At 63.7% G+C, this 14,499-nt stretch carries 10 protein-coding genes; 5 read left to right on the top strand and 5 right to left on the bottom strand.

Annotation, left to right across the window (positions count from 1 at the left end):
• Positions 1-182: 182 nt before the first annotated feature.
• The 3 genes from GI374_RS19645 (at position 183) to GI374_RS08260 (ending at position 6,707) form a co-directional block, all read left to right on the top strand.
• A complete protein-coding gene (locus tag GI374_RS19645) occupies positions 183-1,067 on the top strand; it encodes a DEAD/DEAH box helicase family protein (protein WP_255453682.1) in 885 nt (294 codons plus the stop codon).
• Entirely contained in the window at positions 1,064-5,071 is a 4,008-nt protein-coding gene (locus GI374_RS19640) for a type ISP restriction/modification enzyme (protein ID WP_255453681.1), read from the top strand. Before GI374_RS19645 ends, GI374_RS19640 begins: the two co-directional genes overlap by 4 nt.
• A 490-nt stretch (positions 5,072-5,561) precedes the next feature.
• A complete protein-coding gene (locus tag GI374_RS08260) occupies positions 5,562-6,707 on the top strand; it encodes a DUF3644 domain-containing protein (RefSeq protein ID WP_154336552.1) in 1,146 nt (381 codons plus the stop codon).
• Positions 6,708-7,436: 729 nt separating this feature from the next.
• On the opposite strand, the gene GI374_RS08255 is transcribed toward GI374_RS08260, so the two are convergent.
• The 5 genes from GI374_RS08255 to GI374_RS08235 form a co-directional block, all read right to left on the bottom strand.
• Positions 7,437-9,068: an amidohydrolase gene (locus GI374_RS08255; protein ID WP_154336551.1), complete on the bottom strand. Its 1,632-nt coding sequence runs from the start codon at positions 9,066-9,068 to the stop codon at positions 7,437-7,439.
• A gap of 82 nt (positions 9,069-9,150) precedes the next feature.
• Complete coding sequence (locus tag GI374_RS08250) at positions 9,151-9,927, bottom strand: ABC transporter permease subunit (protein ID WP_154336550.1); 777 nt, start codon at positions 9,925-9,927, stop codon at positions 9,151-9,153.
• Positions 9,920-10,732, bottom strand: coding sequence for an ABC transporter permease subunit (locus tag GI374_RS08245; protein WP_154336549.1), 813 nt, complete (start codon positions 10,730-10,732; stop codon positions 9,920-9,922). Before GI374_RS08245 ends, GI374_RS08250 begins: the two co-directional genes overlap by 8 nt.
• The gene (locus GI374_RS08240; protein WP_154336548.1) at positions 10,729-11,724 is read right to left on the bottom strand and encodes an ABC transporter substrate-binding protein; all 996 of its coding nucleotides are present in this window, start codon (positions 11,722-11,724) and stop codon (positions 10,729-10,731) included. The genes GI374_RS08245 and GI374_RS08240 overlap by 4 nt, the downstream gene beginning before the upstream one ends.
• Before the next feature lie 41 nt (positions 11,725-11,765).
• Positions 11,766-12,515 carry an ABC transporter ATP-binding protein gene (locus GI374_RS08235; protein ID WP_195759881.1) on the bottom strand — a complete coding sequence of 250 codons (750 nt, stop codon included), beginning with the start codon at positions 12,513-12,515 and terminating at the stop codon, positions 11,766-11,768.
• A 335-nt stretch (positions 12,516-12,850) separates the two neighbouring features.
• Here GI374_RS08235 and GI374_RS08230 point away from each other — a divergent pair, with 335 nt between their 5' ends.
• Positions 12,851-13,741, top strand: coding sequence for a LysR substrate-binding domain-containing protein (locus GI374_RS08230; protein ID WP_154336546.1), 891 nt, complete (start codon positions 12,851-12,853; stop codon positions 13,739-13,741).
• A 130-nt stretch (positions 13,742-13,871) separates the two neighbouring features.
• Complete coding sequence (locus tag GI374_RS08225; RefSeq protein WP_154336545.1) at positions 13,872-14,417, top strand: carboxymuconolactone decarboxylase family protein; 546 nt, start codon at positions 13,872-13,874, stop codon at positions 14,415-14,417.
• Positions 14,418-14,499: the final 82 nt, after the last annotated feature.

The raw sequence follows: 14,499 nt of genomic DNA, 5'->3' as shown, positions 1-14,499 counted from the left end.
CAATCGTCTCTGCCGGTGTGGTGTGGTGTGGTGTCGTGCCGCAGCGGCAGCCGGCCCGCACGCGACCGGTGTGCTCCAGTGACAAGTCTGGGGAGGCCCTTCCGGCGCGACTTATGGGCATCGTGATTGTCCGGCGGCCCGACAGAACCTAAGGTTGTGCCCTAGGCAACTTTGTGAGTTCCATGTCCTCGTCGCTCAACCATCTCCTGGCTCAATATCGTGACCTCGCAGCGAGCGAGAGAGACAAGGGAACCTATTACGAGCGGCTTTGCGCCGCTTACCTGGTCCACGACCCGGTGCAGGCGGAGCAATACGAGGAGGTCTGGCCCTGGTCCGAATGGGCTGCACGCCACGGCTGGAGCGGCAAGGACGTCGGCATCGACCTCGTCGCGAAGCTCAAGCACCACGAGGGCTTTGCCGCGGTCCAGTGCAAGTTCTTCGCGCCGCGGCACAAGATCGCCAAGGTGGACATCGACTCCTTCCTGGCGGCGTCAGCGAAAGCCCCCTTCGTCCGGCGGATCGTGATGGACTCGACTGAGGTCGAGTGGTCGGACAACGCCGAAGCCATGCTCGTCGGCCAGATGATCCCCGTGCTGCGGATCGGGCTGGTCGACATGCGCGCGTCGCCGATCGACTGGAGCCGCTTTGCGGCAACGCAGGAGGTGATGCTCGAGCCGAAGAAGGAGCTGCGCCAACACCAGCGGGAGGCGCTGGAGGCCGTGCGCGCAGGGCTCTCCATCCACGACCGCGGCAAGCTGATCATGGCCTGCGGCACCGGCAAGACCTTCACCGCGCTCAAGATCGCTGAGGAACTGGCCGGACCGGACCGGATGGTGCTCTTCCTGGTCCCCTCGCTCGCGTTGATGGCCCAGACTGTCCGGGAGTGGACCAATGACACCACAACCCCGCTCCGGTCGTTCGCTGTCTGCTCGGACACTCAGGTGGGCAAGCGGCGCATCGCGAGGGACGATGTTGCCGAGATCAGCACCATCGCCTGGCCTTCCCGGCAACGACGGACGCCGCAGCCCTTGCCGCAGGCGTGGCCGATCCCGCACCGGGGAAGATGACCGTCGTCTTCGCGACCTATCAGTCGATCCAGACCGTCGCCGAGGCCCAGCTCCGGGACGGCATGCCGCGCTTCGACCTCATCATCTGCGACGAGGCCCACCGCACCACCGGCGCCACGCTGGACGGCCAGGACGAGAGCAACTTCGTCCGGGTCCACCGCGACGACGTGGTGGGCGGGGACAAGCGGCTCTACATGACAGCTACGCCGCGCATCTACGGCGACGCGGCGAGATCCAAGGCCGTCGACCTCGGCGTCACGCTCGCCACGATGGATGACGAGAGCATCTTCGGACCCACGCTCTTTTACCGTGGTTTCGGCTGGGCCGTGCAGCAGGGGCTGCTTACCGACTACAAGGTGATCGTGCTCACGATGGACGAGGGTCTCGTCGCGCGCTCCATTCAGAGCCGCATGGCCGATCCGGAGAGCGGCCTCGTTCTGGACGACGCCACCCGCATTCTGGGCTGCTACAAGGCCCTCACGAAGATGGACATCCAGTCGGACCTCGGCGCGGACACCCAGCCGATGCGCCGGGCGCTCGCGTTTTGCCGGGATATCGCCTCCTCCAAGCTGGTCCGCGACGAGTTCGCGGCCGTCGTTGACGAATACCTCGCCTCGTCCGAGGTGCAGGAGCGTGAGACCGACCTGGCCAGCCACCAGCTGAACTGCGAGGTCAAGCACGTCGACGGCACCTTCAACGCTAAAACGCGGGGCGAGTTGCTGGACTGGCTGAAGGCCGAGACCGAGGACCAGACCTGCCGCATTCTCACCAACGCCCGCTGCCTTTCCGAGGGCGTGGATGTGCCCTCGCTCGACGCGATCATGTTCCTGCATCCGCGCAAATCGCAGATTGACGTGGTGCAGTCCGTCGGTCGGGTCATGCGCCGCGCGTCGGGCAAGCGGATGGGCTACGTCATCCTCCCGGTCGGGGTGCCGGCCGGCAAGTCCGCGGAGGAAGCGCTCAACGACAACGAGAAGTATCGCGTGGTCTGGCAGATCCTGAACGCGCTGCGTGCCCACGACGAGCGCCTCGAGGCGACGATCAACCAGATTGCGCTCGGCCAAAACGTCTCGGACCGGATCGAGATCATCGTGCCGGAGAGCAAGGAGCTTCTGGCGGTCACGGCCACCGTGGACAGCCTCCCCTCCATGACGGCGGCCAAGCGCTCCAGCATCACCGCGTCAGGACATGATCGAAGCGACGACGATTTCGTCATCGAGGACGACCGTGAGCCCGAGCTCCCTGGCCTGGTTCTCGATGATTTCAGCCGCGCCATCCGCGCCAAGATCGTCAGGAAGTGCGGCGACCGCGAATACTGGGACCGTTGGGCTTCCAGCCTGCGCGACATCGCGCTCGCGCACATTACCCGGCTCGAGGGCATTCTCTCGGAACCCGGCACCCCGGCACGGGGGGCCTTCGACGCCTTCCTGGCCGAGATCCGCGACGACCTGAACGACGGCATCACGGAGGGCGAGGCGATCGAGATGCTGGCCCAGCACATCATCACCCGGCCGGTCTTCGACGTCCTGTTCGAGGGCCACGCCTTCACCAGTGAGAATCCAGTCTCGCGCGCTATCCAGAACGTGCTGGACACGCTGGAAAGCGCGCACCTGGAGAAGGAAAGCCGCGACTTGGACGAGTTCTACGCCAGCGTCCGAGTGAAGGCGCAGGGCATCACCAACCCCGCCGCCAAGCAGGAGCTGATCCGCCAGCTCTACGACAACTTCTTCGGCGTCGCCTTCAAGGAGACGCGCGACAAGCTGGGGATCGTCTACACCCCGATCGAGATCGTCGACTTCATCATCCATTCGGTCAACGACGTGCTTCAGGACGAGTTCGGCCAGACCCTCGGCTCCAAGGGCGTCCACATCATCGACCCCTTCACCGGCACGGGCACCTTCATCACCCGCCTGCTGCAGTCCGGCCTGATCCAGCCCGAGGAGCTGGCGCACAAGTTCCGCTACGAGCTCCACGCCAACGAAATCGTGCTGCTGGCCTATTACATCGCAGCGATCAACATCGAGTCGGTCTACCATGGCTTAGCGGGCGGCGACTACGTGCCCTTCAACGGCATCCTGCTGACTGACACCTTCGCCATGGGCGAGGGCAAGGACGAACTGGCCCTTGTCCTGCCCGACAACTCCGAGCGCCGGCGCCGCCAGCAGGAACTCGACATCCGCGTCATCATGGGCAACCCGCCCTATGCGGTCTCGCACCACATCGACTACCCGCATCTCGACGGGCGCATCGCCGAGACCTACGCGGCGCGTTCCACCGCGACAAACAAGAACTCTCTTTACGACAGCTACATTCGGGCGATCCGCTGGGGCGCCGACCGGCTGGGCGACAGCGGCGTGATGGCTTACGTGACCAACGGCGGCTGGGTCGATGCCAACACCGCTGACGGCATGCGCATATCGATGGTCGACGAGTTCTCGTCGATCTACGTCTTCCACCTGCGCGGTAACCAGCGCACCAGCGGCGAGACGTCGCGGCGCGAGGGTGGCAAGATCTTCGGCGCCGGGAGCCGAGCGCCCATCGTCATCACCCTCTTCATCAAGAACCCGGCCGCTGAGAAGCAGGGTCAGATCTTCTTCCACGACATCGGCGACTACCTCTCGCGCGACGACAAGCTGAAGATCATCGTCGATTTCCGCAGCATCCGCGGTATCGGCGCGAAGCAGGAGTGGCAGAAGATCGTTCCCGACGATCATGGCGACTGGCTCAAGCAGCGCGACGACAGCGTGGCTGAGTTCATCAGGATCGGCGACAAGAAGGACAAGAACGCGCTGGTGTTGTTCGGAAACTACTCCGCGGGGCTCAAAACGCAGCGCGACGCATGGTGCTATAACTCCTCGATCAAGCGGCTCGAAAAACAGATCCGGCACACCGTTGGTTATTACAACGGGCAGCTTGAAGCCTTCCGGCGAGCACGCGCGACCACCGCCACCATTTCAGCCGAGGAGTTCACCAAGGAGAACCCGCGCTCGATCTCATGGTCGCGCGGGCTAAGCAACGATTTTGCACGCCTCAGGCCGCTGTCCTATGAGGATGGCGAGATCGTGTCCGCGACTTATCGACCGTTCTTCCGGCAGTCGCTCTACTTCAGCCGTAGTCTGAACGAGATGATCTATCAGGTGCCGCGTCTCTTCCCGGATCCGAGCGTGAAGAACCAGATTATCTGCGTTCCTGGTCGTGGCGGCGACAAAGGGTTTTCGGCCTTGATGGTCGGCTCCATTCCCGACCTGAACCTCGCGCCTGCTATGGGTGGCTATCAATGCTTTCCGCTCACCCTTTACGACGGTGCCGGCACCGATACTGACGATGACCTGTTCTCAATTCGCGAGGAGGACGGGCCCAGCCACCGCACCCGGCACGGCATCACCGACGCCGGGCTGACCCATTTCCAGGCGGCCTATCCGGGCGAGACCATCAGCAAGGACCACATCTTCTACTACACCTACGGCCTGCTGCACTCCGACGACTACCGCCGCCGCTTCGCCGACAACTTGACCAAGGAACTGCCCCGCATCCCCTGCGTGAAGAAGCCCGCTGACTTCTGGGCCTTCGTCCAGGCCGGCCGCGCCCTCGGCGATCTGCATGTAGGCTACGAGAGCGTCGAGCCCTACCCGGCGACGATCAAGCAGGGCGACCTGCCGCTGGCCCATATCACCGACCCGGTGAAGTTCTTCCGCGTCGAGAAGATGACCTTCGGCAAGGGCAAGGACCGCTCGGTCATCCACTACAACCCCAACATCACCCTGACCGACGTGCCGCTGGAGGCCTACGACTACGTCGTGAACGGCAAATCCGCGATCGACTGGGTGATGGAGCGGCAGGCGGTGAGGGTCGACAAGACCAGCGGCATCGTGAACGACGCCAACGACTACGCCAACGAGACGGTCGGCGACCCGCGCTACCCCTTCGACCTGCTGCGCCGGGTGATCACCATGAGCCTGGAGACCATGAAGATCGTCGCGGCACTGCCACCCTTGGACATCTGAGGTGTCGGTGCGGTGTGGGTCCGAGGCGGCGGCACCTAGGATGGCTGACCCTCCTCGGATCCCGACAACCTTGGCCGCTGGTAGAACAAGACAGGGTTGCCGGCCATTCTTGCCAGGAGGCCCCCGTCGAGTCTGCGCGATGCCCCCAAGGCCTCTACGAGCGCTATTCGGAGATACCGGGAGTGGCAGCAGCCCTGGTCCGGCTACGACCATCTCGTCGGGCGCTACTGAGATCCGAGATAAAGTTTGCCGTCCCTGACGACTTCGCTGTGGCAGAAATAAATATGAGCGAGGAACTTGAAGGCGCATCTTGCCAATACAGGAACTGGATCGGGCAAGAGATGAAGCGAGTCCGCAAGCTTGGCTTGATGACATAAAGGTCGGGACTCTGGGAGCTTTCTTTTGAGAGAAGGGGAATAATGTGGCGCACAGGCCGAGACGCAATGCCGCTAACAAATTAGATCGCTGGGAGATTGCGGTTATCAAGCGGATGGTCACGTCCACCGAGCTTAATGATCAAGACATACTGGCATTCTTCACCAGGCCAACAAGGAGTATCAACCACGCACGCATCGCTGAAATACGAAATGATACCAAACACAGGAGCGTGAACGCCGCGACGCAAATGGAGCTCGACAGTTTTCTCGCTGCTTGGCCTCAGATCGACCATGCCACCGGGACCCACTTCATTGGAGACGAGTTGCTGGTGAAGGCACGAGAAGCAATGATCCAAGCCGTTCAAGGCTTCAACAACCCTCGCGCATACTTCAAAAGTGAGACTTTCATTGTTATCGCCGTGATTGCCTACACTTATCTACTTCACTGGCATTATCGCAGGAACGGGGTGGACATACGATACAGGCGGAGGGTAGACGGCATTGAGACCGTATCGCGGACACGGCACGGTGCGGACAAGCATTGGGAGCTTGAAGCCTGCTTAGACTACGCCGATTGCCCTTTGGATGCTCCGACCGTCGCCAACCTCCGATTCTTAATCACTATCCGGCACGAGATTGAGCATCAGTTAACAAACCGGATCGATGGTGCGATTTCTGCAAAGCTTCAGGCTTGCTGTATGAATTTCAATCGAGCAATTATGGATATTGCTGGCGCACAGCACGGTCTCGAACGTGATCTTGCGTTGGCATTGCAATTCAGCGGCATTTCGAGAGATCACAGGGATTTGCTGCTTTCCGAGACTGACATGCCCGCGAACATCCAAGCGGCTCATATAGAGTTCGAGGATGGGCTTACCGACGAGATGGTTACTGATTTACGCTACTCATATCGTGTCGCCTACGTCGAGCAGGTTGTGAATTCTCGTGGAAAAGCAGACCAAGTAATCGAGTTTCTTCGTCCCGGGACCGAGAAAGGCGATCATGTGCGCCTTGCGTTAAAGGAGGTGGAAAGGCCGAAGCTAAAGCCTGGTCAAATAGTTGCCTTAATCCAAAATGAAGGTTATCCTCGCTTCAATGTCCATCATCATACGCGACTGTGGCAAACGGCTGATGCGAAGGCCCCAGGTAAGGCTTTCGGCATCACGCTCGCTGATGGAGCCTGGTATTGGTATCCAGCTTGGGTTGATCAGGTTCGCACTCACGTGCAAGCAAACGCAGAACAATTCGGACCAGCTTGATGCTCGTCACTAGAAGCAGGCCACAATCTGCGCAACCATCCAAGCAGGCCCAGCAGGAGAGCTTGGTCCGGCACCGTGGCGAAGACGGGCATCTCCTTCACCCGGCCAGCCGGAGTGGCAGTCGGGTGAGATTGCAGGCAGCCATGGTCAAAGTGAGCCTGGTAGAGCAAGGCAGGATGGCCAGAGCAGCGCATCCCCCCGGGTGACCACCGCACGTAGCAAGGCGCGCAGAGGCACTGGGAGCGCACTGAAGACTCAACTTGCGCCGACGGGCCATCCCTACCAGTAGGCCGCTCGTGAGTCTGCACGGTGTCTCCCAGGGCCTCTTTGCGCGCGCCCAGTGTCCGCACGTCTATTCGGGCAGGTCGGGAGTTGCGGAAGCCCACGATTCAGCAGTCAACGCCCCGTCCGGCGCGGCAAGTAGCAGGAATGGCTGATCTCCCGCAGGTCTCGCCCAGCGATGGCGCAGTATGGGGCCCAAAGCAACCGACGGATCGGGCGTCCTTGATCACGACGACGTCCTAGGGCGACACGCAGGCCATGATCGGGGTGCGTTATTGCGCCGCAAGGTCCCCGCGAACAAGACGTCCGAAGCAAACGACACCTCCGGAGCAGTGATGTGGCTTGATCCTGGGTTCAACCGCGAGGCACGGATCTAATCGATCTCAACTATACGGCAAGGCCGTCCGCCGTATGCCCGCCCGGTTACCCGGGCGGGCGCGAGCGGCGTCAGGCTGACATACCCGGTGCCTGGTGGACGATCTTGCCGCCAAGCACCGTCATCAGCGCTTGAGTGTCGCGGATGGCATCGCCAGTCACCTCGAGTAGGTTCTGGTTCAGCACCACGAGGTCGGCGAGCTTGCCGGGCTCGATAGCGCCACGACGGTCCTCCACGCCCATGATGCGCGCATTGTTGACCGTGTAGAGCTCAAGTGCCTCGCGAATGGTGATAGCCTGATTGGGGCCGAGGCAGTCGCCTTGCAGCGTCTTGCGCGTCACCATCCACCACATGCAGATGAAGGGATCGATAGGCAGGATCGGGGCATCGGTGCCGCCGCCGACCAGCAGCCCCTCGTCTAGCATTCGGCGGATCGGGGTGGACCATTCCGCCCGCGGGCGGCCCCACCACTTCACCTTGTTGGCGCCCAGCAGCGCGCTCTGGTTCTGGGCGGTGACGAGGATTCCGCCGTCCCGGATCTTGCCGAAGACCTCCTCGGTCGGATTGTGCAGGTGCATCACAACCCAGTTGAGGTCACGAATCGGGGTGTCCTCGGCCGCCGCCAGGTAGCAGCGCACGATGGTGTCGATGCACGCATCGCCCACGCCGTGGGTCTGGGCCTGCATGCCGGCCCTGGCGACGAGCTTAAGGGCCTCGATGAACTCGGGCTCGCCGCCCGCCGGAAGAAGCGAGAGGCCGCGGTATTCGGGGTCGTTCTGCTCGCCGGGGACGATCTGGTAGGGCTCGTAGTGGAGCGCGCCCTCGACGCCGCCGTCGAGCATGAACTTGACGCCCACATAGCGCAGCAGGTCGTCGTCGTGGAAATCGGTAAGGGCAACCGCCCGCTTCGTGTCCTCGAGGTTGTAGGCGCGATACATCAGATCAGTGCGGACCGTGACCTCGCCGTCCTGCCGCAGGCTGTCGTAGAGCTCGATCTGGTGCGGATTAAGTCCCGGATCCATGGCTGCGACGATGCCGTAGCTATTGAGCAACTGCATCGCGTCGCGCAGCATGGCCTTCTCGGTCTCGAAGGCCGGCGGCGGCGGCAGGGCGTTCCGCAGCATGTAGGCGGCCGATTCCAGCACCACGCCCGTCGGGCGCTGCGAGCCGATCTCGCGCACGATCAGCCCGCCGGGCGGATCGGCAGTGTCCTCGGAGATGCCGGCGGCCTTCAGCGCCAGTGAGTTGCCGGAGCCCACATGCCCGCCACGCGGCACGAACACGGGGTGGTCAGGCGCGGCCTCGTCCAATTCGTCGCGGGTGGGCAGGCGGTTCTCATTCAGCAGGCTCTCGTGCCAGCCCATCTGACAGATGATCCACTCGCCCTTGGGCGTGGCCTTGGTGCGCTCGGCAATGGCGGCCTGCACGTCGGCGATGGAGCGGCAGTCGATCAGCGGCACGCGATCTGCCTGCATCGCGACGTAGTGCAGATGCAGGTGGGAGTCAAAGAGGCCCGGGATCACGGTCTTGCCGCCAAGGTCAATCTTGCGGGTCTCGGCTCCGGCCGTTGCCAGCACTTCGGCATCGCTGCCGACCATCAGGAACTTGCCGTCGGCAATGGCCACCGCCTCGGCGGTCGAAAAGTCGGCGTCCACGGTCACGATGTGGCCGTTGTGCAGGATCAGGTCGGGTTGGGGTGTCATGGGCAGCCCTTTCGCGAGGTTGAGTTTTACGGCCCGGCTGCGTGGAGTGCGGCCGGATCGGACGAGATGATCGGATTGGCGGTCAGGCCATGCGCCGGACCGAGAAGCGCAGCGCGAGCGGTCGCAGGACGAAGCGGTCCACGGTGCCGAAGATCAGCACGATGACGAGGCAACACGCGAAGACCAGCGTCGCATCCGCCCGCACCTGCGCCTGCATCAGCAGGTAGCCAAGCCCCGAGGGGGCCCCGAACAGCTCCGACACGAGAGCGATCTTCCAGGCGATGCCGTAGGCGACCCGCAGCCCGGCCATCAGGAACGGCATCACCAGCGGCAGCACCAGCCGCAGGAACAGCCGCCGGCGCGCGCGGGTGAAGCTCTGCCCCATCTCCATCAGCTCGGGGTCCAGCTGGCGCAGGCCCTCAAGCACGTTGATGAGGCAGAAGGGCAGGACGATCACGACCTGAATGAAGATCACCGTGGCGTCGGATATCTGGAACCAGATCACCGCGAGGATCGCCCAGCCGACCGACGGGAAGCTGTTGAGGAAGGTCAGCAGCCGCCGCTCGACGAACTCCTCGAGGATCGGGAAGCGCCGGGTGGCAAGGCCGATCGCCATGGCCAGCACGGTGGCGATGCTGACCGCGGCGCCGACGCGCAGGAAGCTGATCGCGGCGTGCCCGGCGAGGCGCGGGTCGTAGAAGAACTGCAGCACCTTCTCGAACACCATGAGCGGCGTCGGCATCACGAAGGCCGGCAGGTCGCGCGCGAAGAGCCACCAGGCGACGAGGGCTATCACCACGCCGCCCTCGGTGATGAGGCGCTGCGTCGCGAGCTGGCCGGGAGAGAGCAGCTTATTCACGCGCGAACCTCCGTTTCAGCCGCCGCTGGATCGGCGCGAACAGCACCACCTCGCAGAGGTAGACGAAGACGATGATGAAGCAGATCACCGCGAAGATCGTCTCGGTGTCGAACTCCTGCCGGGCGGCGTTCAGCATGTAGCCGACGCCGGCGCTGCCGCCGAACAGCTCGGCCGTCAGCACCACCTTCCAGGCGACTCCGAACGAGGTCCTGAGCGTGGCGAACAGGTAGGGCACCAGCATCGGCACCGTCAGCTTGAAGAATATCCGCACGGGGTTGCGGGTCAGGCTGCGCCCGAGTTCTCCGATCTCGTGGTCCAGCTCCTGCAGGCCGGTGCGGATGTTGATGATCGCGAAGGGGATGAGGATCAGCGTCACGGCGAAAATCACCGTGAAGGAGGTCACGCCGAACCACATCATCGCCATGAACAGCCAGCCGATGCCGGAGAAGGCGTTGAGGAACGGCGTCAGCCGGTCGTCGATGAAGCCGCGCACCGGCCAAAGCGTGTTTGACGCCAGCGCCAGCGCGAAGCCGATAACGAAGGAGATGCCGATCGAGGTCAGGACGTGGAACACCGACCAGCCGAGTTGCGCGCGCTGATGCGGCTCGATCAGGAACTCGGCCATCCGCACCGCGACCAGTTGCGGCCCCGGCATCTGATAGGCCGGCACGAACAGCGAATAGACCCACCACGCCGCGAGGAAGGCCAGCACCAGCAGGTTGGCGAGCCAGACCTGCCGGCTCCGGGCGCGCTTGCGCGCCCGGTCCGGTTCCGCATAGGGAACGTTGTCGGCGAGAGCGGTCACCGCCCTTCGACCCCTTCGAAGACGGCACCGTCCCAAGTGGCCTCGATCGCGGTCGTGTGCGGCACGTCGAGCACGCCGAGCTTGGTCGCCTCGGTCCAGAGCATGTCGATCGCGTCGAGATCGTTCTGGCTGATATAGACCGGGATCGAGGTGAATTTCGTGAACCAGGTGGTGAAGAACTCGGGGTCGATGTCCTCCTGCTCGCCGACGGCGGTGAAGACCTCCTCCTGGTTGGCGAGGGCATAGTCCACTGATTCGCGGAACATCCGCAGGAACTCCTGGTAGGATTCCGGGTCCTCGGTCAGCTTGTCGCCATAGGCGACCAGCACCGAGGTGATGGTCCGCAGGCCGAACTTCTCGGTCATGTCCTTGCCGAGTTGCACGACCGGGCGGAACTCGCCCGACTTCATCGCCTCGTAGGCCTGTGCATGGATCAGGACCGAGGCGTCGACGTTGCCCGCGGCCAGCGCCGCCGCGAGCGCCGATTCGGGCAGCTCGACGAATTGCAGGTCGCCGCCCTCGGGGCTCACATCCAGCCCGTGCGCCTGGTTCAGCGCGATGCGGACCAGCGTCATGCCGGCGCTCGACAGCGTGTAGCCGCCGACCCGCTTGCCCTTCAGATCTTCGGCGGTCTGGATCGGGCTGTCCGGCTTCACCCAGATAGTCGAGCCGAGGCCCTCCTCATGCGCGCGCTGGGCGATGCCGATGATCTGCAGGTCGAGACCGCGCGCATTGGCGCGAGGAACCGCCATCGCGGCTCCCTCGACCACGTCGAAGGTCCGCGCGGCGATCGCCTGCTGCAGCGCCGCGATGTCGAGCGCGGTGACCTCCACCTTGATCTTGTCCGAGGTCACGATCCCCTGCTCGATGGCGTAGAGCGCGGCCTCGTGGCTCGGGTTGGCGAGATGCGAGAAGGTGATGGTCTTGGCCTGGGCGAAGGCCGCCCCTGCGCCTGCCAGGAGAAAGGCGGCGGCTGCGGCAAAACGGATCATGGTCACTCCTGTTGGCTGGTCATTTTCGTTGGTCGTCCGGGTCAGATGTCGGAGAACAGCTGCAGCAGTTCGTCGCGCCGCTGCAGCATCGCGGGGTCGCGCAGGATGTTGCGCGGGCGCGGCTCGGGCACCTCGATCACGGCAGCGACGCGCGCAGGCTTGGCTGAAAAGACCACGATCCGGTCGGCCAGATACAGCGCCTCGTCCATGTCGTGGGTGACGAAGATCACCGTCTTGCCCGACTGCTGCCACAGCTCGATGATCTGATCGCGCAGCAGGTGGCGGGTGTTCGGGTCAAGGGCCGAGAACGGCTCATCCATCAGGATGATCTCGGGATCGAGCGCGAGCGCGCGGGCGATCGCGACGCGCTGGCGCTCGCCGCCGGACAGCATCAGCGGCATCTTCGCCATGTCCTTCCCAAGGCCCACCCGCTCCAGCTGAGTCCGCGCCCGGTTCTCGCGTTCGGCCTTGGGCACCTCGGGGTGGCGCATCTCGATCCCGAATGCGGCATTGGTGAGCGCGTTGCGCCAGGGTAGCAGCCGCGGTTGCTGGAAGACGTAGGAGAGTTGCTCGGAGGCTTCCGCCGGGGTCTTCCCGGCAACCGTTACGGTCCCCGTCTGCAGCGGCAGGAGATCCCCCAGCAGCCGCAGCGCGGTCGACTTGCCGCAGCCCGACGGCCCAAGCAGGCACAGGAACTCACCCGGCGCGACATTGAAGGTGATGTCGTCGTAGATTGTCATGCCGCCGAGACTCAGGCCGACATTGGAGAAGCTGATGATCGGCTGCTGCACGATCTTACTCCCTCTCGCGACGACCCGGCAGGCCGACCAGTTGGGTGCAGCCGATGGTTCCCGTCGAGGTTTCTTTGATCTTGAAGGGACCCTATCGTGACCAAGGTGCATGTAAACCCATTTTCGATAATCCGCCCCCGCAGGGGCTGCCATCCGGGGGGCTTTCGAAAGGGACCCCGGGGCCGACAGCGTGACCGAAGGGCGCAGTAGGCTATTGATCTGGCTTAGTTAGAGTCCTGCGTGGGCAAGCTGAACCGGCTGGTTCCTGCAAGGCTTGACGGCCCGTTCCGTTTTCGAGACCTTGTGTCCTGATACAGGCGGGGTGTCTGCGCCCGATGCATGACGATCTGGTGCTGCTGTCTCAGGTCATCGACGCTGGCGGCTTCACCCGCGCCAGCGTCCGGACCGGCATTCCCAAGTCGCGCCTCAGCCGCCGGATCGACGATCTGGAGCGCCGTCTCGGTGTGCGGGTGATCGACCGCTCCTCTCGCCATTTCACACCCACCCCAATCGGTCTCGACCTCGCTCGCAGGGGCGAGGTCATCCGCGCCGAGGGCGAGATCGCGCTCGGGATCGTTCAGGAGAGCCTGTCGAAGCCGACCGGAGCGCTGCGAATCGCCAGCCCTGCCTACCTCACCGAGACCGTGATCGCGGATTTCTGCGTCGCCTTCTCGCACCGGCACCCGCAGGTGGTCATCACGCTGGACACCACGGATGGCACGAAACCCGCGAACATGGATGCCTACGACATCGCTCTCGTCGCATCGCGGCAGGAACTGCCAGACACAGACATGATCGCGCGGCGGCTGCGGCAGACCGAGTATGCTCTCGTCGCCAGTCCCGACTGGCTGCATGCCGCGCCGACTTTGACGGAACCGAACGACCTGATCGACCTGCCTGCGATCGGCTGGCTGGAAGAAGAGCGCCGGACGCTGTGGCGGATCGTCTCCGACCAAGGGGAGGTGGCGGAGGTCGGAGTGCGGACCCGGATGGTGACCAACAACCTCAAGATCGCGCACAAGGCAGCACTCGGAGGTCTCGGTATGACGCGCCTCCCGCTCACGCAGTGTCGGGCTGATCTAGCAGCAGGGCGCTTGCGCTTAGTCTTGCTCGGCTGGCGGCCGCCAACGGTTTCCATCCATGCTATCTACCGCACGCGACGCTCCCTTCAGCTTGCGGGCAGGGTGTTCCTTGACGAATTGCTGGAAGAACTGCGGTGCATATGATGAAGAAAACTGCGTATTGAACCGGAGTAAACCTGATCAGCGTGATCTGTAAGGCGTATGCGGAATGCCACCCTGCAAAGGTCGGCCAAGCGGCCGAACGCCTCGCTGCAGACCATACAGGAGCCCCCTTATGCCCGACCCCACGTCGCTGAAGCCGCTCGGCGACGCCGAATTGCCCACTGAGATCGCCGAGCTGCGCGAAGGCTTCGCGGGCGCCCTCAATGTCTACCGCACGATGGCGCATCACCCGGCGCTGCTGCGCGCCTGGGCGCCGCTGCGCCAGCATGTGGTGAAGGAGAGTGCCCTCGGTGCGCTCCGCTCCGAGGTGGTGATCCTGCGCGCGGCGTATCACATGGGCTCGTCCTACGAATGGTCGCACCACGTCTACCGCGCCCTACAATTGGGCATGGAGGATCGCCGCATCGCCGCCCTCGGTTGCGAGCAGGTCGAAGGCGAGGACGCGCTGATCGCGCGAGCCGTGGACGAACTCTTCACGGACCGCCGGCTGAGCCGCGAGACAGAAGCTGCACTGTCCACGGAACTCGGACGCGAGGCGGTCTTCGACCTGATGGCGACCGTCGGCTTCTACTCGATCCTCGGCTTCATCCTTATGACCTACGATACGCCGCTCGATGACGATGTCGCCGAAGAGCTGCGTGTTTCACCGCTGTCCTGATCCCGACATGCGGCGGAAGGCACCCCACTAGCGCGCTGAGTCCGCAGAGCCAGTGGGAGGGCGATGGAGACCCCGCTCTCAC

It is taken from the genome of Paracoccus sp. S-4012, assembly GCF_009674885.1.
In the GTDB taxonomy this organism is placed as follows: Bacteria; Pseudomonadota; Alphaproteobacteria; order Rhodobacterales; family Rhodobacteraceae; genus Paracoccus.
This window is presented reverse-complemented; position numbering and strand designations above follow the sequence as displayed.